General features: G+C 69.3%; 16 protein-coding genes and 1 riboswitch. Of the genes, 6 read left to right on the forward strand and 10 right to left on the reverse strand.

Going from position 1 to position 24,328, the window contains the following annotated elements; all coding sequences use genetic code 11:
* Window positions 1-40 precede the first annotated feature (40 nt).
* The 3 genes from ACN22W_RS06260 to ACN22W_RS06270 are packed head-to-tail and all read right to left on the reverse strand — an operon-like array spanning window position 41 to window position 3,540.
* Window positions 41-814 carry an ABC transporter ATP-binding protein gene (locus tag ACN22W_RS06260; RefSeq protein ID WP_419686814.1) on the reverse strand — a complete coding sequence of 258 codons (774 nt, stop codon included), beginning with the start codon at window positions 812-814 and terminating at the stop codon, window positions 41-43.
* 4 nt (window positions 815-818) lie between these two features.
* Window positions 819-2,453: an ABC transporter permease gene (locus ACN22W_RS06265; protein WP_419687376.1), complete on the reverse strand. Its 1,635-nt coding sequence runs from the start codon at window positions 2,451-2,453 to the stop codon at window positions 819-821.
* A gap of 43 nt (window positions 2,454-2,496) precedes the next feature.
* Entirely contained in the window at window positions 2,497-3,540 is a 1,044-nt protein-coding gene (locus ACN22W_RS06270; protein WP_419686816.1) for a Fe(3+) ABC transporter substrate-binding protein, read from the reverse strand.
* Window positions 3,541-3,782: 242 nt separating this feature from the next.
* Here ACN22W_RS06270 and ACN22W_RS06275 point away from each other — a divergent pair, with 242 nt between their 5' ends.
* Entirely contained in the window at window positions 3,783-3,944 is a 162-nt protein-coding gene (locus ACN22W_RS06275) for a hypothetical protein (protein WP_009688068.1), read from the forward strand.
* Between the two features lie 150 nt (window positions 3,945-4,094).
* Here the strand turns inward: ACN22W_RS06275 and ACN22W_RS06280 are convergent, their stop codons facing one another.
* Complete coding sequence (locus ACN22W_RS06280) at window positions 4,095-5,462, reverse strand: amino acid permease (protein ID WP_412022154.1); 1,368 nt, start codon at window positions 5,460-5,462, stop codon at window positions 4,095-4,097.
* 285 nt (window positions 5,463-5,747) lie between these two features.
* Entirely contained in the window at window positions 5,748-8,039 is a 2,292-nt protein-coding gene (locus ACN22W_RS06285) for an FUSC family protein (protein WP_129514142.1), read from the reverse strand.
* 182 nt (window positions 8,040-8,221) lie between these two features.
* On the opposite strand from ACN22W_RS06285, the gene recC reads away from it, so the two are divergent.
* Genes recC through arfB form a run of 4 tightly spaced genes read left to right on the forward strand, consistent with a single transcriptional unit; the run spans window position 8,222 to window position 17,983 of the window.
* Window positions 8,222-11,560 (forward strand): exodeoxyribonuclease V subunit gamma, encoded by a 3,339-nt coding sequence (gene recC, locus ACN22W_RS06290; protein ID WP_419686818.1) that lies wholly within the window; start codon window positions 8,222-8,224, stop codon window positions 11,558-11,560.
* Window positions 11,557-15,267 (forward strand): exodeoxyribonuclease V subunit beta, encoded by a 3,711-nt coding sequence (recB, locus tag ACN22W_RS06295; RefSeq protein WP_419686820.1) that lies wholly within the window; start codon window positions 11,557-11,559, stop codon window positions 15,265-15,267. Before recC ends, recB begins: the two co-directional genes overlap by 4 nt.
* Window positions 15,264-17,582, forward strand: coding sequence for an AAA family ATPase (locus tag ACN22W_RS06300; RefSeq protein WP_419686821.1), 2,319 nt, complete (start codon window positions 15,264-15,266; stop codon window positions 17,580-17,582). The genes recB and ACN22W_RS06300 overlap by 4 nt, the downstream gene beginning before the upstream one ends.
* Complete coding sequence (gene arfB / locus ACN22W_RS06305) at window positions 17,579-17,983, forward strand: alternative ribosome rescue aminoacyl-tRNA hydrolase ArfB (protein WP_048251302.1); 405 nt, start codon at window positions 17,579-17,581, stop codon at window positions 17,981-17,983. The genes ACN22W_RS06300 and arfB overlap by 4 nt, the downstream gene beginning before the upstream one ends.
* A gap of 58 nt (window positions 17,984-18,041) precedes the next feature.
* On the opposite strand, the gene ACN22W_RS06310 is transcribed toward arfB, so the two are convergent.
* The 5 genes from ACN22W_RS06310 to thiC form a co-directional block, all read right to left on the reverse strand.
* On the reverse strand, window positions 18,042-19,322 hold the full coding sequence (locus ACN22W_RS06310; RefSeq protein WP_419686824.1) for an EAL domain-containing protein: 1,281 nt from the start codon (window positions 19,320-19,322) through the stop codon (window positions 18,042-18,044).
* 329 nt (window positions 19,323-19,651) lie between these two features.
* Entirely contained in the window at window positions 19,652-20,578 is a 927-nt protein-coding gene (locus ACN22W_RS06315) for a DMT family transporter (protein ID WP_193097976.1), read from the reverse strand.
* Window positions 20,579-20,703: 125 nt separating this feature from the next.
* Window positions 20,704-20,952, reverse strand: coding sequence for a hypothetical protein (locus tag ACN22W_RS06320; RefSeq protein ID WP_048251305.1), 249 nt, complete (start codon window positions 20,950-20,952; stop codon window positions 20,704-20,706).
* A gap of 190 nt (window positions 20,953-21,142) precedes the next feature.
* Window positions 21,143-21,355 (reverse strand): glycine zipper 2TM domain-containing protein, encoded by a 213-nt coding sequence (locus tag ACN22W_RS06325; RefSeq protein ID WP_048251306.1) that lies wholly within the window; start codon window positions 21,353-21,355, stop codon window positions 21,143-21,145.
* 233 nt (window positions 21,356-21,588) lie between these two features.
* On the reverse strand, window positions 21,589-23,520 hold the full coding sequence (gene thiC / locus ACN22W_RS06330; protein ID WP_419686828.1) for a phosphomethylpyrimidine synthase ThiC: 1,932 nt from the start codon (window positions 23,518-23,520) through the stop codon (window positions 21,589-21,591).
* Between the two features lie 124 nt (window positions 23,521-23,644).
* Window positions 23,645-23,761, reverse strand: a riboswitch (TPP riboswitch).
* A 270-nt stretch (window positions 23,762-24,031) separates the two neighbouring features.
* Between thiC and ACN22W_RS06335 the strand changes: the two genes are divergently transcribed.
* Window positions 24,032-24,304, forward strand: coding sequence for a pentapeptide MXKDX repeat protein (locus ACN22W_RS06335; RefSeq protein ID WP_048251308.1), 273 nt, complete (start codon window positions 24,032-24,034; stop codon window positions 24,302-24,304).
* Window positions 24,305-24,328 lie beyond the last annotated feature (24 nt).

A 24,328-nucleotide genomic window follows, 5' to 3' on the forward strand; every position in this document is an offset into this window, starting at 1 on the left:
GGCGCTGCCCGCGCCGCGTGGCGAGGACGGCAGCGCGGGTTCAGCGGCCGCGCGCCAGTGCGCGCGCGCGTTCGTCGGCCAGCGCGTCGCGGCGCACGAAATCCGCGACGAACGGGCTGGCCGGATGGTGATGCAGCGCGTACGGCGTATCCCATTGGGCGAGCTGGCCGTCCTTCATCACGCCGACCCGGTCGGCGATCGCGAACGCTTCGGCCTGGTTGTGCGTGACGAGGATCGCGGTGTGGCCCGTGCGTTTCAGGATGTCGCGCAGCTCGAACGCGAGCCGCTCGCGCGTATCGACGTCGAGATTCGAGAACGGCTCGTCGAGCAGCAGCAGCTCCGGCGACGGCGCGAGCGCGCGCGCGAGTGCGACACGCTGCTGCTGGCCGCCCGACAACTCGTGCGGATACGCGCCGCCTGAATCGGCCAGGCCGACGAGCTCGAGCATGTCCGCGACGCGCATGCGCCGTTCGGCCTTCGGCATGCGCCGCAGGCCGAACGAGACGTTGTCGGCCGCGCTCAGGTGCGGGAACAGTGCGTAATCCTGGAACATCATGCCGATGCGGCGCCGCTCGGGCGGCACGTCGAGCGACGGCGCCGCGACGGGCACGCCGTCCAGCACGATGCGTCCCATCCGCACCGGTTCGAAACCGGCGATCGCGCGCAGCACGGTGGTCTTGCCGCAACCCGACGCGCCGAGCAGGCAGCCGATGTCGCCGCGCGGCAGCGCGAGGCTCAGCCCGTCGACCACCGTGCGGCGGCCCTGCGGCGTGTCGTAGGCGAGGCAGAGGTCATCGAGTTCAAGCAGGTTCACGGTGTCAGGCTCCGATCTTGTGGCGGGTGCGGGCGAGCAGGATCACGGGCACGAGCCCGGCCAGCACGATCGCGAGCGCGGCGACCGCGCCTTCTTCGTAGGTGCCGCGCGCGGCTTCCGCATACAGCCAGGTCGCGAGCGTGTCGAAGTTCAGCGGGCGCAACAGCAGCGTCGCCGGCAGTTCCTTCATCGCGTCGACGAACACCAGCAGCGCGCTCGTTGTGAGCGCGGGCCGCAGCAGCGGCAGGTGCACGCGGCGCAGCGTGCCGCCGGCCGTCTCGCCAAGCGAGCGTGCCGCCTGTTCGAGCGACGGCGGAATGCGTGCGAGTCCGGCCTCGATGCTGCCGGCCGGGATCGCGAGAAAGCGCACGGTATAGGCGATCACGAGCGCGGCCGTGGAACCCATCAGCAGCAGCCCGTCGCGGCCGAGCGCCGCGCCGAACAGCCGGTCGGCCGCCGCGAACGGGATCAGCAGGCCGATCGCGAGCACGGTGCCCGGCACCGCATAACCGAGGCTCGCGATCCGCGCGCACACGCGGGCAGGGCCGGCACGGGCACTGTCGCGTTGCGCGCGCGCGGCCCAGGCGACGACGAGCCCGCATGCGAGCGTCGCGGCGGTGGCGGCGGTCGCGATCGTCAGCGTGTTGGCCAGCCCCGTCATCAATTGCGCGGACACGCCGCCGACGAGATGCAGCCGCTTGCCGGTCTCGACCGCGAGGTATGCGGCCGGCGCGCCGAAACCGAACAGCACGGGCAGCCAGCCGAGCACGGCAGCGCCCAACGCGGCTGCTCCGGTGAGGCGGCGCGGCGCGATCGGCCGCATGCGGCGGCCATGCGCGTAGCGCTGGCGGCGGCGCCCGTAGCGTTCGAGCACGATCATGCCGACGACGATCGCGAGCATCGCGAGCGCGATCTGCGCGGCGCCGGCGAGATCGGAGCGCGTGATCCATGTCGTATAGACGGAGACGGTCAGCGTTTGCACGCCGAGGAATTCCGATGCGCCGATGTCGTTCAGCGTTTCGAGCAGCGCGAGGCTCACGCCGACCGCGATCGCGGGCCGCGCGAGCGGCACGACGACGCGCCAGAACGTCGCGATGCGTCCCGCGCCGAGCGTGCGCGCGGCTTCGAGCAGGCTCGCGGACTGCGTGACGAACATCGCGCGCGTGCTCAGGTAGACGTATGGATACAGCACGAAGCCGAGCACGAAGATCGCACCGGGCAGCGAGCGCAAGTCGGGCAGGCGGAACTGGCGCGGGCTGTCGAAGCCGAGCAGCCAGCGGATCGCGCCTTGTACGGGGCCGATCGGGTGCAGCAGGTCGAGATACGCGAATGCGACGATGTAGGTGGGGACCGCGAGCGGCAGCAGCAGCGCCCACGTCAGCATCCGGCGACCGGGAAAATCGTATGCGGTGACGAGCCACGCGCAGCCGGTGCCGACGATCGACACGATCGCGCCGACGCCTGCCAGCAGCAGCAGCGTATTGACGAGCGCCTGCGGCAGCACGAATTCGGCGAGATGCCGCCAGTGCGCGAGATCGGCGCCGAACGCGGCGGCCACGAGCACCGCGAGCGGCGCGGCGACCGCGGCCGCGATCGCCAGCGCCGCGATCAGCCACAGGCTGCCCGCGCGTGGCCGCAGGCGCGGCCGGTACGGCTGGCCGCGCGCGCCGGCGCGCACTGCATCAGTTGTCAAAACCGACCTTGTCGACCAACTGGCTCGCCTGCTTGCGATACTTCGCGATGTCCGCCAGCGGCAGCGGATCGACCTTCAGCGTGCCGAAGCTCGCGATCACCGGATCGAGTTTCACGTTCGCGCGCACCGGGTATTCGTAGTTCGCCTGCGCATACAGCGCCTGCGCTTCCGGCGACACGAGGTATTCGAGCAGCTTCACCGCGTTGGCCTTGTGCGGCGCGTGCTTCGCGACCGTCGCGCCACTGATGTTGACGTGCGTGCCGCCGCTCTTCGCGTTCGCGAACGTGGGCCGCACGACCTTGATCGCGTCGCCCCACTTGCGCGCATCGGTGCCCGGCTCGGAGTTTTTCATGTGGCCGACGTAGTACGCGTTCGCGAGGCCGACGTCGCAGATGCCGCCAAGAATGTCGCGCGCGACGTCGCGATCGCCGCCCGTCGCTTTGCGCGCGAGGTTCGCCTTCACGCCGCGCAGCCATTTCTCGGTCGCGGCTTCGCCGTCGTGCGCGATCATCGCCGCGACGAGTGCCGTGTTGTACGGATGCTGGCCCGAGCGGATGCAGACCTTGCCTTTCCATTTCGGATCGGCGAGATCCTCGTAGCGGAACGCGTCGACCTTGAGATCCTTTTCGACGTACAGCACGCGGTCGCGCAGCGACAGCGCATACCAGTCGCCGTTCGCGCCGCGCAGGTTCGCGGGAATCGCGTTGTCGAGCACCTTCGAGCGCACCGGCTGCGCGAGCCCGCCGTCGACGAGATCGAGCAGGTTGCCGACGTCGACCGTCATCAGCACGTCGGCCGGCGACTGCGCGCCTTCCGCCTTCACGCGTTCGAGCAGGCCGTCCTTCACGAACACCGTGTTGACCTTGACGCCGCTCTGCTTCGTGAACGCATCGATGAGCGGCTGGATCAGCTTCGGTTCGCGGGTGGTGTACAGGCTCACTTCCTCGGCCGCATGGGCAAGCGGCGCGAAGGCGGCCGCGGCGAGGGCAAGGGCGCCGGCGAGCGGCAGCAGGCGGGTGCGCGGATTCGACATGGAGACTCCGGTGGGGCAGGTGGACGAGGGAGCGTTCCGGGGCGCGCCTGCCGCCCGAGCGATCCGGAACATTACAAAATGAAAGACTCCGGATTCTAGATCGAAATGGGAACGATTATCAAATGAAAGCTTGAGGCGGGCGGCGGGAAAGGTGGAGAGGGGGAACGGAAACGGGGCGTCGCAGCGGGGGCGCAAGCGCGTAGAATGCCCGCTTCGATGAAATTGACGGAGTTGGCCCGACCATGAACGATCAGCGCAAGAAGAACCCTGTCCGCAACGTGAGCATCCTGATCGTCGTGGCCGTGCTGCTCGTGATCGGGACGATCCTGTACAACGCGATTTCGCAGAAGCGCGCGTACGACGAGGCCCATCCGGCCGAGGCCGCGAGCGCGGCATCGCACTGACGTGACGGCGCGCGGCCCGGTCGGGTCGCGCGTGTGGCGTGCATGAGGAAGGGCGGGAGCCCGCGGCTTCCGGCGCGGCAGACGCCGCGCGAACCCGGGCAAGACGCGGGTGCCGGAGCCGGCACGCCGCGCAGGCAGGTCAGTCGTGCGTCAACGTGACGCAGGGGCGAACTTCGGGCGGATCCGTGCGTAGAACACGACCGCCAGCAGCGCGAGCCAGGCCGCGCCGACATACAGCGCGACGCGCGTGTCCTCGAACCAGCCGAGCATCACGATTACGAAACCCATGAACGCGATCGTCAGCGCCGGTGCGACCGGCCACAACGGTACCTTGAACTTCAGCGCCGCGACTTCGGCGTTCGACAGGCGACGGCGCATCGCGACCTGCGACAGCAGGATCATCAGCCAGACCCACACGGTCGCGAACGTCGCGATCGCCGCGACCATCAGGAATACGTCCTTCGGCATCAGGTAGTTGAGCACCACGCCGACGAGCAGCGCGCCCGCCATCACGAGCACGGTGACCCACGGCACGCCGTGCCGCGACGTCGTCATCAGCACGCGCGGCGCCTGGCCCTGCCGCGCCATCCCGAACATCATCCGGCCGGCGCCGAAGATGTCGCTGTTGATCGCCGAGATTGCCGCGCTGATCACGACCAGGTTGAGGATCGTCGCGGCCGACTTCACGCCGAGCGCCGAGAAGATCTGCACGAACGGGCTGCCGTCGCCGCCGACGCCCGTCCACGGGCTGATCGACATCAGCACGACCATCGTCAGCACGTAGAACAGCAGGATGCGCGCCGGCACCGCGTTGATCGCGCGCGGAATCACGCGCTCCGGGTCCTTCGCCTCGCCGGCGCTCATCCCGATCACCTCGATCCCGCCGTACGCGAAGATCACGACCGACAGCGACGCGATCAGCCCGCCGACCCCGTTCGGCAGGAAGCCGCCGTGGTTCCACAGGTTCGCGAAGGTCGGCACGTCGGCCGAATGGCCGAAGTGCATGCCGGTCAACAGGATCGCGACGCCGCCGCCGATCATCGCGACGATCGCGCCGACCTTGATGATCGACAGCCAGAACTCGAGCTCGCCGAACACCTTCACGTGGCACAGGTTCAGCCCGCAGATGATCGCGACGACCCCGAGCACCCAGATCCATTGCGGGACATCCGGAAACCAGAAGCCCATGTAGATGCCGAACGCCGTGATGTCGGCGATCGCGACGATCACCATTTCGAGCGTGTAGGTCCAGCCGGTGACGAATCCCGCGAACGGGCCGAGGTTCTCGGTCGCGTAGTGGCCGAACGAGCCGGCGACGGGTTCGCGCACGGCCATCTCGCCGAGCGCGCGCATCACCATGTAGACGGCCGCGCCGCCAAGGATGTACGCCAGGATCACGGCCGGGCCCGCGAGCTGGATCGCGGACGCCGAACCGTAGAACAGGCCCGTGCCGATCGCCGAACCCAGCGCGAGAAAGCGGATGTGCCGCGCGCTCAGGTGGCGCTGCAAGTTTTTCATCGAGTCTCCGATATCGTTATGCGACGGACCGGGCGAGCGGGACCGGTCCGATTGGCTCAAGTTGTCTATACAACTTGAATGTGAACGAATGATAACAAGCCGGGCCGGGTGACCGGAATCGGGTATTCCCTGACTGGCGCAATGAGCGCAATAGGGGATGGGGCGGTCGCGCCGCATACGGGCGGGCCGCGTGAAGCGGGCGGGTCATGCTTCGGGAGCGTGGTGAATCGGGGCGAACCGGTGGCCGATCCGCGGCGTGCGCGGGCCGGCCACCGGCGGGGAACGTCAGGCCGGCAGGCGGATCACGCTCGCGTCCTTGCGGATCAGCAGCGACGACGCGAGCATCTGCTTGCACTGGTGCGCGAGCACCTTCAGGTCGTGCGTGAGCTCGGCGCCCACCGCCTCGGATTTTTCCGCGGACACGACCATCGCGTCGAGCTCGCGCGTGATCTGCTTCGACGCCTCGAGCTGATCGGCGGGCGGCGGCTCGCCGGCTTCGGCTTTTTCGAGATTGTCGAGCACGGCGGCAAGCCCGCGCTGCAGCGCGTCGTCGTGGACGAGGCCGCCGTCGACCGCACACGCGCTGCGGATCAGCGGCGCGGCGGCGGTGATCTGCGCGCCGAGCACGTGCGTCTGCACGAGCAGGTCGTTCAGTTCGGGCACGAAGCGCTGGTGCGCCTTCGGCTCGATCATCATCCGCTGGAATGCCTGCCCGAGGTTCGCGAACGCGATGTGCACGTCCTTGCGCGCGAGGCGGTAGCGATAGTCGTCGTCGAGGCTCGCAGCCGGGGTCTCGACCGCCGCGGCGATGACCGGCACCACGGCTGCGCCATCGGCGGTGGGCACGGGCGGCGGCGACGCGCCACGCCCGGCGCGCCACACGGCCTCGAAATACTTGCGGGTCGCGGTGAGCATGTCGGTGACCTGCTTGCCCATCAGCCGGTATTCCCAGTACGGGAACAGCCGGCTCGCGGCGATCGCGATCATGCAGCCGACCACCGTGTCGATCGCGCGCTCGCCGATGATCCGCATGCTGCCCGGCGCGAGCAGGTGGAACATCAGCAGCACGTACGACGACGTGAATACGACGCTCGCCGCGTAGTTGAACAGCAGCAGGCTGTAGCTCATCACCATCGACCCGAACATGATCGCGATCAGCAGGTGCGGCTCCTTCACCGTGTAGATCAGCGCGATGCTCGCCGCGCAGCCGATCATCGTGCCGATGATCCGCTGCGCGTTGCGTTGTTTGGTGAGCGAATAACCGGGCTTCAGGATGATGATGGTCGTCATCACGATCCAGTACGCGTTCGTGAGCGGCAGCAGCCGGCCGAGCCAGAAGCCGACGGCCACCGCGATCGTCACGCGCAGCGCATGGCGGAAGCTCGGCGAGCTCATGTTCAGGTTCGAGAAGATCAGCAGCGGCGACATCCGGCGGCGCTGCAGGAAGCGCGCGAGCGCCTTGTCGATCTTCAGTTCGGTTTGCTGCGGATCCGCATGACCGGACAGGTTGCGCCGCATCCGGTCGATCAGGCGCGTCGCGCTCCAGATTCGCCTGAACGTCGCGAGCACGGCCGCATAGGCTTCCGCATTGGTGGCCGCGAAGTTCTTCTTGCGCATCAGCTCGATCTCGTACTCGATCGCGCGCAGTTCGGCCTTGACGCTGACGTGCGAATGCGGCGCGCGGTTCTCGAGCACCGCGAGGCCGATCTCCTCGAGATCGGCGGCCGCCTTGCGGATCAGGTCGCGGTAGAAAATGATCAGATCCGAGCCGCCGAACGTGTTGCGCACGAGCGGGTAGTCGGTGTGCGCGCCGACGAACAGCTCGTGCAGGTCGACGCTGTTGATGAACAGGTTGTACATCGTCGTGCGGCCGGGATCGAGCTTGCCGCGGCGCAGCTTCGGCAGGTTGCGCAGCACGATGTCGCGCGCGGTTTCCTGCGTTTCGACCGCGGTGATCTGCTTGGCGACGAGATTGCGGTAGCACTCGTCGAGATCGGCATCGAGATCGTAGAACTGCGCGCGCGCGAGCAGGTAGTCGGCGCACGCGAACAGGCTCTCGGCGAGCGCCTGCTGCTCGATCCGGCGTGCCTGCCATTGCGACACGAGCGTCGCCCAGTACGTGTACCAGAGGCCGCCCGCGAGAATCCAGCCGGCGTTGATGAAGGCCTGCAGCGGCGTGAACTGCTCCTCGAGCGTCATCACCATCATGAACAGCGTCGCGAAGCTGATCTGCGGCCAGCGGTTGCCGTAGACGACGATCAGCGACAGCACGAACGTGAGCGGCACGATCGTGAGCCACAGCGCGAAGATGTTCGGTGTCGCGAGGCCGGTCGCGAGCGCGGCCAGGAAGCCGATCACGCTGCACGCGAGCATTTCGTTGTGCTTGTACTTGAGCGGGCCCGGCATGTCGACGACGCATGCGCCGAGCGCGCCCGTCGAGATCGTGAAGCCGAGCTCCCGGTTGTGAAACACAATGAGGCACAGCACGGCCGGCAACGAGACGCCGACCGCGATCCGCAGGCCGCCGAAAAAGTACTGGCTATAGAAAAACTTTCTGATTTCGACCGAATAGCGCATCGATGGGCTGAATGGCAGACGAAGACGCCCGGGGGCGGCGTGTTGACTGGCGACGAGTCTATCGTATTTCGCGGTCCGCAAAACCTGGCTTTCCGGATGACCCTCGCGGCGGCGGTCCATTTGCTATCCTTGGTGATCCTGTTCGCCCGGCCCGGCCGGTGCGAGGTTCCGACGCCCGCTTCATGCTCCATCTCTTCTATTCGAACCGTCACGAAACGCTGGCCGATGCGCTGCTCGAGGATCTGGCCGCGTTCCCGGCCCGCAACGGCCCGTGGGCGCCGCAACAGGTCATCGTGCCGAGCGCGGCGCTGCGCCGCCGCCTCGAGCTCGACATCGCCGCGCGCAGCGGCGTGTGCGCGAACGTCGAGTTCACGTATCTCGCCCAATGGCTGTGGGCGCAGATCGGCCGTGTGCTGACGGTACCCGCGCGTTCGCCGTTCGCACCCGACCGCCTCGTGTGGCGCTGCTACCGGCTGTTCGCGCAGGCGGCAAGTGGCGCGCCGTGGCTCGCGTCGCCGCGGCTTGCCGCGTATCTGTCCGCGTCCGACGATGCGATGCGCTACGAACTCGCGCACCGCGTCGCGGCCGTGCTCGATCATTACCTGACGTATCGCCCGGAGTGGCTGGCCGCGTGGCAGGCCGGCGAATCCGTGCTCGCCGGCGACGGCGCGCCGCGCGGGATCAGCGACGCCGCGCGCGACGACGAGCGCTGGCAGGCCGCGCTGTGGCGCGCGCTGCTCGCCGAACTGAGCGACAGCGGCACGCCGCCCGCGCATCGTTTCCTCGTCGACGCGCGCCATCTCGATGCGGATGCCGTCGCGCGTGCCGACTGGCCGGAATCGGTCAGCGTGTTCGCGCTGCCGACGATGCCGCCGCTGCATATCGCGCTGTTGCGCGAGCTGTCGCGCTGGATCGACGTGCGCGTCTATGCGCTGAACCCGTGCCGCGAATTCTGGTTCGACATCGTGACCGCCGCGCACGCCGAGGCACTCGATGCGGCCGGGCGGCTCGACTACCAGGAAGTCGGCCATCCGCTGCTCGCCGAATGGGGCAGGCAGACGCAGGCGCAGCTTCACATGCTGCACGAACTGACTGAAAGCGCGGCGTCAGGCGACGCGGCGCGTTTCGTCGAGAATCCCGCGCCGACGTGGCTGGCGCGCGTGCAGAACGCGATCCTCGACCTGCAGCCGGAAGCCGAAGCCGGCGACGCACCGGCCGAGCGCGGGATCGAGGTGCACGTGTGCCACAGCCTCGCGCGTCAGCTCGAGGTGCTGCACGATCGGCTGCTCGCATGGTTCGACGCGGACGCGAGCCTGCAGCCGTCCGACGTGCTCGTGGCGGTGGCCGACCTCGCGGCGGCCGGGCCGCTGATCGATGCCGTGTTCGGCACGGCCGGTGGCGGCGGCGCGCGCGTGCCTTACCGGATCACCGGGCTGCCGCCGTCGCAGGCGAACCCGGTCGCGCGCGTGCTGCTCGACTGGCTCGCGTTGCCGGAACGGCAGGTCGGCGCGCCGGAGCTGGTCGAATGGCTGCGCGTCGACGCGGTGGCCGCGCGCTACGGCATCGACGCGGCCGCGCTCGAGACGGTGCAGACCTGGCTCGCGGCCGCCGGTGCGCGGCGCGGGCTGTCGCCGCTCGCGAGCGACGACGCGGCCGTGCCGTCGCCGCGTCATACGTTCTCCGATGCGCTCGCGCGGCTCTTTCTCGGTTATGCGATGCCCGAAGGCGCGGCGCCGGTCGGTGCGTGGCTGCCGATCGAGGCGGCCACGGGCAGCGAGGCCGAACTGCTCGGCCGGCTCGCGCGCTTTACCGACGATCTCGACGGCTTCGCGCGGCGGCTCGCCGAATCGCACACGCCGCGCGGCTGGAGCGAACTGTTTGCCGACACGCTCGCGCGTTTCTTCGATTCGGGTGCCGCGTACGCGGACGCGCTCGCGGGCGTGCGCGACGCGCTCGACGCGATGCTGGCCGCGATGACCGAGGGTGCGCCCGACGAAGCGTTGCCGGCGGCCGTCGTCCGCGCGGGGCTGGCCGCGGCGCTCGACGATCCCGCGCGCGGCGGAGTGCCGTGGGGCGGCGTCACGTTCTCGTCGCTGACGAGCCTGCGCGGCCTGCCGTACCGCGTCGTCTGCCTGCTCGGGATGGACGACGGCGTGTTGCCGAGCCTGGCGCGCGCGGACGAATTCGACCTGATGGCCGTGTTGCCGAAGCTCGGCGACCGGCAGCGCCGCGACGACGAGCGCAACCTGTTTCTCGACCTGCTGCTCGCTGCCCGCGACCGCTTGCTGATCGCCTATACGGGCCGCAGCATCCGCGACAACGCGCCGTTGCCGCCCGCGGCACTCGTCGACGAACTGCTCGACCATCTCGCGCTCGTCACGGCCGGGCCCGACGCCGCGCCGGACGCGGTCGATGCCGCGCGGCGCGCGTTCATCGTCGAGCATCCGCTGCAACCGTTCGCGGCCGCCTATTTCCAGCCCGGCAGCGAACTCGTTTCGTATGACGCCGAGCGTGCGACGCTCGCGTCGCTGCTGGCCGCCGATGCATCGCGCGACGGGCCGCGCGAGCTGCCGTTCTTCGCGCAGCCGCTGCCGGCCGAACCGGTCGAGCCGGTCGCGTTCAGCGAATTCGAACGCTTCTGGCGGCATCCCGCGCGGGCGCTGCTGCGCGCGCGGCTGGGCATCGTGCTTGCCGACGCGCAGGCCGAACTGCTCGACACGGAGCCGTTTGCGCTCGACTTCGCCGGCAGCGACGCGCTCGCCGAGCGCGTGCTGCCGCTGTTGATCGAATCGGGCGACGGGGCCGTGCACGATCACGCACTGCGCATCGCGGACGCGAGCCCGGAACTGCCGGGCGGCGCGACGGGCGCCGTGTGGCGCGACCAGGCGCTCGGCTCGATGACGCAGCTTGCGTCGAACGTACGCCGCGCGCTGGCCGACGGCATGGAGCGGCGGCCATTCTCGCTCGTCGTCGTGCCGGCCTGGCCCGACACGGAACAGGCGCTGTTCGGCGCGGACGACGCGATGCTGGCGGGCGACGCGGTGAGCGCGCCGCTCGAGCTGCACGGCACGCTGAACCGGCTGACGCCGGCCGGGCAGATCATCTACCGTTATGCGCGGTCGAGTGCGCGCGACTACCTGTCCGCGTGGCTGGCGCATCTCGTCTACTGCGCGGTCGAGCCCAACGGCCCGCGCCGCACGCTGTGGTTCGGCAGCGGCGGCGCGTTCGAGCTGACGCCGGTCGCGGCGCCGCTCGAACGGCTCGCGCCGCTTGCCGCGCTGTTTCGCGCGGGGCGACGCATGCCGCTGCGGTTCTTCCCGCGCAGCGCGTGGGCGAGGGTGTCCGATGGCGAGGCCAAGGCCGCGAGCGTCTGGATCAACGAGCGCGTCGTGAGCGAAGCCGACGATCCGGCCATCGCGATCGCATGGCGCGGCGCGCATGCGTCGCTCGACGAGCCGTTCGGCACACTTGCGCGGCTCGTGTTCGAGCCGCTCGTCGAGCATCTGAAGGAGGTCGCATGAGCGCCGTGTCGCAGCCGCAGCAGGCGCTCGAACTCGACGTGTTCGCGTGCCCGCTCGACGGCGTCAACCAGATCGAGGCGTCGGCCGGCACCGGCAAGACCTGGAACATCTGCGCGCTGTATGTGCGCCTGCTGCTCGAAAAGGATCTCGGCGCGGACGAAATCCTCGTCGTGACCTTCACGAAGGCGGCGACGGCCGAGCTGCACGAGCGGATTCGCAGTCGGCTCGCGCAGCTCGCGCATGTGCTCGACACGGGCGACGACGGCGGTGATCCGTTCATCGCGCGCCTGCTCGACACGACGCTCGGCGAAGCAGGCTCGCTCGACCCCGAGACGGCCGCGAAGCGGATCCGGCGCGCACTGCGCGCGTTCGACCAGGCCGCGATTCATACGATCCACGCGTTCTGCCAGCGTGCGCTGCAGGAAGCGCCGTTTGCGGCCGCGATGCCGTTCGCGTTCGACATGGAGGCCGACGATGCGTCGCTGCGCTTCGAACTCGCGGCGGACTTCTGGCGCACGCGCGTCGAACCGGCGGCCGCGCGCTGGCCGGGCTTCGCGACCTGGCTCGTCGAATCGGGCGCCGGCCCGGCCGCGCTCGATGCGCAGCTCGCGCGCCGGCTGAAGAAGCCGCTCGCCGCGCTGCGCTGGGACGGCGTCACCGAGCCTGACGAGTCGGCCGAGGCCGCCGCGGCCGAATGCTTCGCCGAGGCGGCACGGATGTGGGCGGCCGAGCGCGATGCGATCGATGCGTTGCTGCGCACCGCGCAGCCCGCGCTGAACCAGCGCTCGCACAAGCCCGATGCGGTCGCCGATGCGCTCGACGCGTGGGCCGCGCACTTCACGCAAGGCGACGCGACGGCCGCGTTGCCGAAAGCCGCACTGAAGCTCACGCATTCCGCGCTGGTGAAGGCGACGAAAAAAGGCGGGGCAACCCCCGAACATGCGTTCTTCGACGTGGCCGACGCGCTCGAAGCGGCCGTGGCGGCGGCCGAGGCCGCGCAGCGCGCGCGCTGGCTGATGCTGATCGCCGAATGGCTCGACATGGCGCCGGGCGAGCTGGCCGAGCGCAAGCGTACGCGGCGGGTCGTCTCGTTCGACGATCTGCTCGCGAACCTGTACCACGCGCTGCATGCGCACCCGTGGCTCGCCGAGACGCTGCGCGCGCGTTATCCGGCCGCGCTGATCGACGAGTTCCAGGATACCGATCCGCTGCAGTTCGCGATCTTCAACCGGATCTTCGCGCCGGGCGGCCCGCTGTTCCTCGTCGGCGATCCGAAGCAGGCGATCTACAGTTTCCGCGCGGCCGACCTGCATACCTATCTGGCGGCGCGCGCGAGCGCGAGCGCGTGCTACACACTCGCGGTCAACCAGCGCTCGACGCCCGCGATCGTCGATGCCTGCAACCGCTTCTTCATGTCGAATCCGCGTGCGTTCGTGCTCGACGGGCTCGACTACTACGCGGTGCGTGCCGGTACGCGCGTGCGTGCGCCGTTCGTCGACGAAACCGATCCGGGGCCGGCCGGCGACTTCCGCGTCTGGGCGTTGCCGGGCGGCGAAGGCACGCTGCTCAAGCGCGACGCGCAGGCGCAGGCCGCCCAGGCCTGCGCGGCCGAGATCGCGCGGCTGATGCGCGGCGCGCGCGAAGGGCGCGTGCGGCTGGGCGACACGCCGCTGTCGCCGGGCAACGTCGCGGTGCTCGTGCAGACGCACCGGCAAGGCAGTCTCGTGAAGCGCGTGCTCGCGACGTGGGGCATCGGCAGCGTCGAACTGGCGCAGGCCTCGGTGTTTTCGACCGACGACGCCGAGCAGCTCGAACGCGTGCTGGCGGCGATCGATGCGCCGGGCGACCTGCGGCGTCTGCGCGCGGCGCTCGCGGCCGACTGGTTCGGCCTCGATGCCGGGGCGCTGTGGCGGATGGAACAGGGCGACGGCGATGCGCAACGCGAAGCGTCCGCGGCCGACAGCACCGACGCGATGAGCTGGGTCGAGCGCTTCTCGCGGTATCGGCTGCTGTGGCGCGAACGCGGTTTCGCGGTGATGTGGCGCACGTTCACGCGCGAGCTGCGGATCGCCGAACGGCTGATGGCCGGCGCGGACGGCGAACGCCGCGTGACCGACATCAACCATCTGGCCGAACTGACGCAGACACGCGCATCCGCGCAGCCGGGCATCGCGCCGACGCTGCGCTGGCTTGCCGCACAACGGCTCGACGGCGGCGGCGAGGAAGCGCAGTTGCGTCTCGAATCCGATCGCAACCTCGTGCAGATCGTGACCGTGCACAAGTCGAAGGGTCTCGAATACGCGATCGTGTTCTGTCCGTTCCTGAACGACGGCGGCCTGCGCGAGCCGCCCGCGTCCGCGCTGCCCGATGCACGCGAGTATCACGACGACGCGGGCGATGCGGTGCTGCATTACGGGTGCGACGACGAGGCGGCCGCACACGCGGCGCGGCAGGCGATGCGCGAGCAGGCCGCGGAACGCGCGCGGCTCGTCTACGTGGCGCTCACGCGCGCGGTCTATCGCTGCTACGTCGTTGCCGGGCTGTACCTGTCGTCGCGCTCGACGCGCGAAGCGCGGCGCAGCGTGCTCAACTGGCTCGTCGCCGGCGCCGGCCAGTCGTTCGATGCGTGGCTCGACGAGCCGCCCGACGAAGCCGCGCTCGACGCGGCGTGGCGCGCGCTTGCGGGCGGCCCCGTGAGCGTCGCGCCGCTGCCGGCGCCCGCGCGTCCCGAGCGTCTCGCGGCCGGGCACGATGCATCGCAGACACTCGCGGCGCGTCATGCGACACGCGTGCTGCGCGATGCGTGGCGCATGGCGAGCTTCAGCTCGCTGACCGCGTCGATGGCGCGCGAGGAAGCGGGCATCGCGGCCGTGCCCGACGACGAGTTGCGGCCCGATCACGATGCGCTTGCCGAGGTGGTGCCGGACGGCGAGTTCATCCTGGCCGATCCGGTCGCGCCCGAACCGCCGGACGACGACATCCTCGTGTTTCCGCGCGGCGCGGCGGCCGGCGAGTGCCTGCACCGCCTGTTCGAACTCAGCCGGTTCACCGAGCCCGAGTCGTGGCACAAGGCCGCGCTCGGTGCGCTGCACGACCGGCCGGTCGAGGCCGAGCCGGAACTCGCGACGCGGCTGCCGGCGATGATGGCGCGGCTCGTCGACGACGTCGTGCGCACCGAGCTCGTGCCGGGCATGCGGCTCGCCGATCTCGATCCCGCGAAGCGGCTCGACGAAATGGGGTTCCTGTTCCCGGCGCCGTCGCTCGACCTGACGGCGCTGCGCCGGTTGCTGGTCGCGCACGGTTACCCGGACGTTGCACTGGAGGCGGGTAATCTCGCCGGTTTCATCAAGGGTTTCATCGACATGATCGTCGAACACGACGGCCGCTTCTGGATCGTCGACTGGAAGTCGAACCATCTCGGCACGACGCCGGATGCCTACGGCCCGCGTGCGCTCGACGTCGCGATGGCCGATCACGCGTATCACCTGCAGGCGCTGCTCTACACGGTCGCGCTGCATCGCTACTTGCGCGGGCGGTTGCCCGCTTACGACTACGACACGCATATCGCGGGCTACCTGTACCTGTTCGTGCGCGGCGTGCGGCCCGACTGGCGCAGCGGCGGCGAGCCGGCCGGCGTGCATGCGCGGCGGCCCGCGCGCGCGCTCGTCGACGCACTCGACCGGATGATGGAAGGGGGCCGCGCATGAACGCATCCGACGACTTGCTCGAATTCACCGGCGGCCTCGTCGCGCGGCTGCCCGAACCCGCCGATTTCGGCATCGCGCTCGCGGAAGGCTTCGCGCGTCGCATCGGCGACCTCGCGCGGCGTGCCGGCGCGCCGGCTGCGTCCGCGCGCTGGGCGGCACGCGCCGCGTTCGCGACGAGCCGTGCGACCGCGGGCGGCCACGTGTGCGTCGCGCTCGGCGCGCTCGCGCAGCGCTACGAAGAACCGCTCGACGACATCCGCGCGGCGCTCGCCGCGAGCGGCGTGGTGGCGTTCGGCACGCTCGCGCGCGGCGACGAGCGGCCGCTGATCGTCGACCGGCACGATCATCTGTACCTGTCGCGCTATTTCGACTACGAACGGCGGCTGGCCGATGCGCTCGTGGCGCAGGCCGGTGTCGCCGCGCCCGACGAAGGTCTGTCGCCCGACCGGTTGCGCGACAGCCTCGCGCGTTACTTCGGGCCCGCGACGGGCGAAGTCGACTGGCAGCGCGTCGCGGCGATCGTCGCGCTGACGGGCCGCGTGACCATCGTCAGCGGCGGCCCCGGCACCGGCAAGACGACGACCGTCGTCGGCGTGCTGGCCTGTTTGCTCGACGCGCACCCGGGGCTGCGCATCGCGCTGGCCGCACCGACCGGCAAGGCCGCGCAGCGGATGCAGGAAGCGCTGCATGCGCGGGCCGGCGACCTGCCGCCCGAACTCGCGGCGCGTCTGCCCGACACGTCGTACACGCTGCATCGGCTGCTGGGCGGCGGCGGGGCGGCCGGCTTTCGGCATCATCGCGACAATCCGCTGCCGTACGACCTGATCGTCGTCGACGAGGCGTCGATGATCGACGTCGCGCTCGCCGCGCATCTGCTCGACGCGCTCGCGCCGGGCGCGCGGCTCGTGCTCCTCGGCGACAAGGATCAACTGGCCGCGGTCGAGGCGGGTGCCGTGTTCGCCGAGCTGAGCGCGCGGCCGGCGTTTACCGCCGCGGCGCGCACGCGCATTGCGCGGGCGCTCGGCATCGACGAGGCGGCATTCGTCGCGGCATTGCCGGTGCCGGACGAGGCCGCAGCCGCAGCGGCAGCGGCAGCAATTCCGGCGGCGAATCCGGTGTCCGCGGTGGCCGGGGCCTCGGCGCCCCCATCGGCATCGGCCGCCGCTTCAACACGCAAGCCGGCGGCTCGGCGGCGAGTCGATGCGCGGCAGGCATCGCTCTTCGACGATGAACCGCAGCACGACGAGGTCGCCGCGGTCGACACTGCGCCGCCTCCCGCAGGCCCGGCACTGACCGATGTCGGTGATGCAGGTCAGGCGGGCGGCGCCCCCGCGTGGATCGAGGCCGACGAACTCGCATGGCTCGACGCTGTCGAGCTGCCGCCGTTCGACGCGGGCGATGCAGCGCTTGCATCGGTCACGGCTGCGGCGCACGACGAAGCTGCCGCCGTATTCGCCACACCGGCACTCGCACCGGCGCCGCTCGCGGACTGCGTCGTCTGGCTCGAACGTAACTACCGCTTCGGTCTCGATTCGCCGATCGGGCGGCTGTCGCTCGCGATCCGCAGCGGCGACGTTCAGGCCGCGCTCGACGCGCTGCCCGCCGACGACACGGCCGCCGCGTCGTTCCACGACGATGCGGGCGATACACTCGCGCCGGCGACGGTCGAGCGGCTCGCACGGCGGTTCGGCGCGTACCTCGACGCATTGCGCGACACGCTGGCGGCGTCGGTGCCCGATCCGCTGCCGCTGTTCGATGCGCTCAACCGGTTCCGGATCCTGTGCGCGACCCGCAGCGGCTCGCGCGGCGCGGAGCACGTCAACGCGCTCGTGGCCGCGCATGTGCGGCACGCGGCGCGCGTGCCGCTCGCGGTCGGTGCGCACTGGTTCACCGGGCGGCCGATCATGGTGACGCGCAACGACTATGCGCTCGGGCTGTTCAACGGCGACATCGGCATCGCGCTGCCCGACGCGCACGGCGTGTTGCGCGTGTGGTTCAGGCGCGCGGACGGCACCGTGCGCGCGGTGTCGCCGGCCGCGCTGCCGCCGCACGAAACCGCGTTCGCGCTGACGGTCCACAAATCGCAGGGCTCGGAATTCGACGAAGCCGCGCTCGTGCTGCCGGCATCGTTCGGTCGTGTGCTCACGCGCGAACTCGTCTACACGGCCGTGACGCGTGCACGTACGCGCGTGCAGGTGATCGGGCCGCGGCGCGTGCTGGCGCAGGCGGTCGCAACACGCACGCAGCGCGATTCGGGGCTCGCGGCACGTGTTGACGAAGCGCTCGCACGGCGCCGCACGGAGGGTTCGCGATGATGATCCGCTACACGCTCGATCCGGCCGAAGTCGAATGGACGGCCGTGCGCGCACAGGGTGCGGGCGGGCAGAACGTGAACAAGGTGTCGAGCGCGATTCACCTGCGCTTCGACATCCGTGCATCGTCGCTGCCGCCTGTCATCAAGGAGCGGCTCCTCGCGCTGTCCGACCAGCGCATCACGCGCGACGGCATCGTCGTGATCAAGTCGCAGGAATACCGCACCCAGGAGAAGAACCGCGACGCCGCGCTGGCGCGCCTCGACACGTTGATCGGCAGCGTCGCGTACACGCCGCGCGCACGGGTCGCGACGCGGCCGACGCGCGCGTCGAAGGAACGGCGGCTCGAGCACAAGTCGCGCCGCAGCGTGGTGAAATCGGGACGGGGGAAGGTGGTCGACTGACGCACGGTCGACCGGACGTTCCGCGGGCATCGCGGTCGCGCGCACGCCGCGGCGCCGGCTACCGCATCACGGTGCCCGCGCTGTCGAGCACGAAGTCGACGCAGAACACGACGAGCCGACTCTGCGCGCGGATCGCGACGGCGGCCGTATAACAATCGCGGCCTTCCGTCAGCGAGAAGTGCGGGCCCATCAGCGCGACGCGCCCGGGGGCGGCGATCGCGCGCTGGAAGTACGGGCGCCGCGACCAGTTGCTGTGGGTTTCCGGAAAGAGCGGCGCGAGGCGGGCGACGTTCGGCTGGCCGTCGTCGGACCGCGCACCGATCGACGGCAGGAACTGCTCGCCGATCTCGTCGGTGACGAACACGCGGCGCGCGGCCGGCACCGCGAACACGCGTTGCGCGGCGTCCTGCAGGCTGCCGCTCGCGGAGAACGCGGCCGCGCCGGCGAGCACGAGCCGCTCGATCGCGTCGAAGCCCGGCTGTTCGGCGATGGCCGGCGTGTGCCGGCGGGCGATGAAGCGCTGCCACGCGGCATCGAGCATCGCGGGTGCCGCCGCGCTCGCGTTTGCGATCGACATATCGGGCTGGCCGAACTGGAAGCCCTGCACGAAATCGATGTCGGCCTCCATCAGTGACTGCAACGCGTCGTCGCTTTCGACGCCCTCGGCAAGCACCATTGCGCCGGCCTGGTGCAGCATCGACACGAGGTGATGCATGATGCGCCGATCGTCGGCCGACCCGGTCGAGCGCTCGACCAGCGAACGATCCAGCTTGACGATGTCGGGTCGCGCACGCCACACGCGGTCGAAGTTCGAGAAGCCCGTGCCGAAATCGTCGATCGCGATCAGGAAGTCGCGATGCTGGATCATGTCGATCGTACGGGCGAGCGCGGCTTCGTCGCGTGACGGCTGTTCGACGACTTCCAGCACGATCCGGTTCGGCGTCAGCGCGAAATGCCGGCACAGCGCCTCGACGAACTCGCGCTGCACGAGGCCCGAATCGAGCACGCGCGGCGTCACGTTCAGGAACAGCCAGCCGTCGCCGATGCCCTGCGCGACGAAGTTGGCCGTGTGCAGGCAGCGCGCGAGCCGATCGAGCAGCAGTGCATCGGCGTCGCCGCGTGTCTTGTCGAACAGGGCGGTGGGCGACACCAGCGCACCGTACGCGTCGACGACGCGCAGCAGCGCCTCGTAACCGACGACGCGCTTGTGCGTGATCGACAGCACGGGCTGGAACACGCTGCGCAGCGTCGTGGTGCGATAAGTGGCGAGCCAGCCGCTGGGCGTCGGCGTGAGGCGTTCGAGCAGGGATTCGAGGGATAGGTCGCGGGCGGGCTTCATGTCAACGGTGCCCAGGGGCGAGCGGCGGGGCTACGTCGCGCCGCCACGCTGAAGCCGTCGCACGCGAACGTGGACGCGAAAGAACGTGGGGCATCGTGACCGCCTTCTGCGGATGAGTGTTCGAAGTGTAACTGGAATGCGGCGGCCCGCGTATCAGGGAAATTCCAGACGCACCCGGTGCGCGGCCGCGGCCAGGCCGGCGCCGGCACGCAGCGGGGCTCGGCCGCGTGCGCGCGTCACCGTCAGAAGAATGCCGGCACGCCGGCGAACAGTCTTTGCCCGGCCGCCGGCGCGCACCGTGAGGTGGGCGGCCGCGCGCGCCCGAATCCTCAGGTCGCTTCGCCGCTTCGCGGCCCGAGACCGGGAATCCGCTTGATCGCACCGGTCGCGAGCGCGGTGCCGACGAGCACGATCGCGCAGCCCTCGATCATCACGGCCGTCACGTGTTCGCCGAGGAACAGCGCGCCCCACAGCAGGCCGAACACGGGGATCACGAACGTCACGGTAATCGCACGGGCGGGGCCGACGTGCGCGATCAGGTAGAAGAAGATGAAATATGCGATGCCCGTGCATGCGACGCCGAGGCTGAGCACGGCGCCCCATGCGTGCGCACTGACCGGCGCGGCCGGCCAGGTGGCGATCGCGAACGGCAGCAGCAGGATGGTCGAGCCGATCATGCTGCCGGCCGCGTTGACGAGCGGATCGACGCCGCTGAGTTTGCGCTTCGTGTAATTGGCCGCGATGCCGTACAGCAGTGTCGCGCCGAGCGCGGCGGCGGCGGCGAGCGCGGTCGCGCTGGCGCCCGTGTCGCCGTGCGCATTCGCGATCTGGTTCCACACGAGCGTGAGCACGCCGGCAAAACCGATCACGAGGCCGAGCGCGCGCGGCAGCGACAGCTTGTCCTTCAGCCACAGGTACGCCACGAGCGCGCCCCAGAGCGGCGTCGTCGCGTTGATCACCGACGTCAGGCCGGCCGACAGCGTCAGTTCGGCGAACGCGAACAGGCAGAACGGAATACCCGAGTTCAGCGCGCCGACGACGAACAACGGCCACGCATGACGACGCAGCCGGGCGCCGAGATCGGCGGGTTTGAAGCGCGTCAGCGCGAAGCCCGTGAGAAACAGCGCGCCGATGCCCACGCGCAGCGCCATCAGCGGCGCGACGCCGAAATCGACGACGCCGACCCGGATGAACAGGAACGACGCGCCCCACAGGGCAGCGAGCACGGTCAGCAGAATGGCGTTCTTGGGCGACATCGATCGAGGGGGCGGAGGAGGACGGGATGCGGAGAATCTTACACCCCGTTACCTCGCCGTCGTTTCACGATTCGATGAAACGACAAGAAACGGAAATTTCGCCGTCTGGCGGCGGCGCGGCCCGCTCAGTGATGGCGCCAGCCGCCGCGTCCGCCGAAGCCGAAATTGAGCGATAGCGCCGGTCCCCAATAACCGCCCCACGCGGGCGCATACGCAGGCGCCGGGTAGTAGTAGACGGGGCCCGGATCGGCGTACACGGGCGCCGGCTGCACCGGTGCGGCCGTGTAATAGCCGCCAGGATAATAACCGTACGGGTAGTAGCAACCGGCGAGCGTCGCGCAGGCGAGCGCCGCGGCGACGAAGGTCCTGTTCATGATGTCTCTCCGGCGGAGCCGGCAATCGGCAGATGCTTAAGCTTAGGCCGCGCACCGATGACACGGTGTGCAAAACGGTAACGGATCATTTCCGGGCGCGCTGTCGCGCGCATCGCGGCGCCGCATGCGAAAACGGCGCTTCCGCGCCGCGGAAACGCCGTCCGGCCGACTGTCGCGGCGCGTGGCCGCCTTACTTGCCGACCTGGTTACCGATGATGCCGCCGGCCGCCGCGCCGCCCAGCGTCGACAGCGCACTGCCGCCGATCGCCGCGCCGGCTACGCCGCCGACACCCGCACCGATTGCCGTGTCACGCTGGCGCCTCGACATCGAATCGCAGGCCGACAAACTGGCCACCGTCGCAACGAGGAGCGCACATACCCCAATACGCCGAATCGAGTTCATGATCGTTGTCCTTGTGGTAGTGAATGGAGGACGCGCGACCGGTTGGCGGCCACGCATGAACCCAATCTACGCGCCGCCCCGCGACGCTGCTGTAAGGACTTGTTAAGGCGCTCGCGGTTTCGTAATCAATTGTTTCCCGTGGGTGCGCAGGCACGCGACATGCGCAAAAAAGCCCGCTCGAGAGCGGGCTTCGTGCATCGCGATGCGTTTCCGGTGTGGATCGCCGCGTTCGCTTACTGACGGTGATAGATCTCGGCGCCGGTCTTGACGAACTCGACCGCCTTGACTTCCATCCCCTTCTTCAGCGCTTCGGATTCCGACACACCTTGCTGCGCGGCGAATTCACGCACGTCCTGCGTGATCTTCATCGAGCAGAAGTGCGGGCCGCACATCGAGCAGAAGTGCGCGACCTTCGCCGAATCCTTCGGCAGCGTCTCGTCGTGGAATTCGCGCGCCTTGTCCGGATCGAGACCGATGTTGAACTGGTCTTCCCAGCGGAACTCGAAACGCGCCTTCGACAGCGCGTTGTCGCGCACCTGTGCGCCCGGGTGACCCTTCGCGAGGTCGGCGGCGTGCGCGGCGAGCTTGTACGTGATGATGCCTTCCTTCACGTCGTCCTTGTTCGGCAGGCCGAGGTGCTCCTTCGGCGTCACGTAGCACAGCATCGCGGTGCCGAACCAGCCGATCATCGCGGCGCCGATACCCGACGTGATGTGGTCGTAGCCCGGCGCGATGTCGGTCGTCAGCGGCCCGAGCGTGTAGAACGGCGCTTCCTTGCACCAGTCGAGCTGGAGATCCATGTTCTCCTTGATCAACTGCATCGGCACGTGGCCGGGGCCTTCGATCATCACCTGCACGTCGTGCTTCCACGCGATCTGCGTGAGTTCGCCGAGCGTCTTCAGTTCGCCGAGCTGCGCTTCGTCGTTCGCGTCGTAGATCGAGCCGGGACGCAGGCCGTCGCCGAGCGAGAAGCTCACGTCGTACGCCTTCATGATCTCGCAGATCTCTTCGAAGTGTTCGTACAGGAAGCTTTCCTTGTGATGCGCGAGGCACCACTTCGCCATGATCGAGCCGCCGCGCGACACGATGCCGGTCATCCGGTTCGCGGTGAGCGGCACGTACTGCAGGCGCACGCCCGCGTGGATCGTGAAGTAGTCGACACCTTGCTCGGCCTGTTCGATCAGCGTGTCGCGGAAGATTTCCCAGGTCAGGTCCTCGGCCTTGCCGTTGACCTTTTCCAGTGCCTGGTAGATCGGCACCGTGCCGATCGGCACTGGGCTGTTGCGGATGATCCACTCGCGCGTTTCATGGATGTGCTTGCCGGTCGACAGATCCATCACCGTGTCGCCGCCCCAGCGGATCGCCCACGTCATCTTGTCGACTTCCTCGCCGATCGACGACGTGACGGCCGAGTTGCCGATGTTCGCGTTGATCTTCACGAGGAAGTTGCGGCCGATGATCATCGGCTCGGATTCCGGGTGGTTGATGTTCGCGGGGATGATCGCGCGGCCGCGTGCGATTTCGTCGCGCACGAATTCGGGCGTGATCTCGGCCAGCGCGTTCGCGCCGAAGGCCGCGGCGCCGAACGCCTGGCCCGGGTGCTGGCGGCCCATCATCGCGGCGAGCTTCGCGCCGTTCGGGCCGCTCGACTTCAGGCTCTCGAGGTACTCGGCGCGGCGCTGGTTCTCGCGGATCGCGATGTATTCCATTTCCGGCGTGATGATGCCCTGGCGCGCGTAGTGCATCTGCGTGACGTTCTTGCCGGCCTGTGCGCGGCGCGGGTTGCGGTGCAGGCCCGGGAAACGCAGGTCGGCGGTGGCCGGGTCGGCCGCGCGCTCGAGGCCGTAGCGGCTCGACAGGCCGGAGAGCACTTCGGTGTCGCCGCGTGCTTCGATCCAGCCCTGGCGCAGCGCGGGCAGGCCCGCGCGGATGTCGATCGTGGCTTCCGGATCGGTGTAGGGGCCCGACGTGTCGTACACGTAGATCGGCGGATTCTTTTCGCCGCCGAAGCCGGTGGGCGTGTCGGCCTGCGTGATTTCGCGCATCGGCACGCGGATGTCGGGCTGCGAGCCGGTTACATAAACCTTTCGCGAATTCGGCAGCGGCGCGACAGCGGCGGCGTCGACATGAGCGTCGGCGGACAGAAACTTCGGATTGGCGTTCATGCAATCTCCTGTGTGAGCGCCGGACAGGCGCGTCGGCGCTTGCCCGGAGCCCTTGACGTATGTGGGGCTCGAGCTAAGCAGGAGACGAGGCTTGGTGAGGCGGCGGATTTCGTCAGAAGGATGGCGGCGAAATCCGTACGCTTCCCTGCGCTGGCATTATCCAGATCAGGTTCAAAGGGTATTTCTCACCCGCAATGCCGGTTGTTTGACCGAACGCATTGCAGGACCCCCGCGTTAGCAAGGGCACACGATACACCGGGTTTGCGGCGGTTTCAACCGGGCGTAGAGTGGTTATCCCGGTGCAGCCGCAACATGGCGGGCGGCGCGGCAGGCCGGGTGCACCGCAGCACATGCCTTTGCCGTTCGGTCCGGCACCCCGATCGGCGGCGGCCGAGCGGCGCAGCATGACGGGTTGTCCGGCCGGCATAAAAAATATTTTCAGAGCGGCTGTCATTTCCCGCGACGTCGTCCGTCTATTCGGCTCCTTAAACCCATGTTTCGGAGAGATGTCATGAAAAACGTACTGATTGCCGCTTGCGTCGCCGCTCTTGCCACGATCGCAACGGGCGCCTATGCGCAGAACGATGCGATGTCGAAGGACGGCACGTCGATGTCGAAGGACGCGATGGGCCACGACGCGATGGCGAAGGATGGCGCGATGAAGAAGGACGGCATGAAGAAGCACGCGATGAAGAAGGACGCCATGAAGAAAGACGCGATGGGCCACGACGCGATGTCGAAGGGCGACGCGATGAAGAAGGACGCAATGAGCCCGTCGAACTGACGGATGCGCGCGGGGCGCGGCCAG

It is taken from the genome of Burkholderia theae (assembly GCF_048565265.1).
GTDB classification, from domain to species: domain Bacteria; phylum Pseudomonadota; class Gammaproteobacteria; order Burkholderiales; family Burkholderiaceae; genus Burkholderia; species Burkholderia theae.

Bases quoted from the DNA above. Each gene is read 5' to 3' on its own strand.
- ACN22W_RS06270 (WP_419686816.1), bottom strand. From the start codon at position 3,540: ATGTCGAATCCGCGCACCCGCCTGCTGCCGCTCGCCGGCGCCCTTGCC.
- ACN22W_RS06275 (WP_009688068.1), top strand. From the start codon at position 3,783: ATGAACGATCAGCGCAAGAAGAACCCTGTCCGCAACGTGAGCATCCTG.
- ACN22W_RS06280 (WP_412022154.1), bottom strand. From the start codon at position 5,462: ATGAAAAACTTGCAGCGCCACCTGAGCGCGCGGCACATCCGCTTTCTC.
- ACN22W_RS06285 (WP_129514142.1), bottom strand. From the start codon at position 8,039: ATGCGCTATTCGGTCGAAATCAGAAAGTTTTTCTATAGCCAGTACTTT.
- recC (WP_419686818.1), top strand. From the start codon at position 8,222: ATGCTCCATCTCTTCTATTCGAACCGTCACGAAACGCTGGCCGATGCG.
- recB (WP_419686820.1), top strand. From the start codon at position 11,557: ATGAGCGCCGTGTCGCAGCCGCAGCAGGCGCTCGAACTCGACGTGTTC.
- ACN22W_RS06300 (WP_419686821.1), top strand. From the start codon at position 15,264: ATGAACGCATCCGACGACTTGCTCGAATTCACCGGCGGCCTCGTCGCG.
- arfB (WP_048251302.1), top strand. From the start codon at position 17,579: ATGATGATCCGCTACACGCTCGATCCGGCCGAAGTCGAATGGACGGCC.
- ACN22W_RS06310 (WP_419686824.1), bottom strand. From the start codon at position 19,322: ATGAAGCCCGCCCGCGACCTATCCCTCGAATCCCTGCTCGAACGCCTC.
- ACN22W_RS06315 (WP_193097976.1), bottom strand. From the start codon at position 20,578: ATGTCGCCCAAGAACGCCATTCTGCTGACCGTGCTCGCTGCCCTGTGG.
- ACN22W_RS06320 (WP_048251305.1), bottom strand. From the start codon at position 20,952: ATGAACAGGACCTTCGTCGCCGCGGCGCTCGCCTGCGCGACGCTCGCC.
- ACN22W_RS06325 (WP_048251306.1), bottom strand. From the start codon at position 21,355: ATGAACTCGATTCGGCGTATTGGGGTATGTGCGCTCCTCGTTGCGACG.
- thiC (WP_419686828.1), bottom strand. From the start codon at position 23,520: ATGAACGCCAATCCGAAGTTTCTGTCCGCCGACGCTCATGTCGACGCC.
- ACN22W_RS06335 (WP_048251308.1), top strand. From the start codon at position 24,032: ATGAAAAACGTACTGATTGCCGCTTGCGTCGCCGCTCTTGCCACGATC.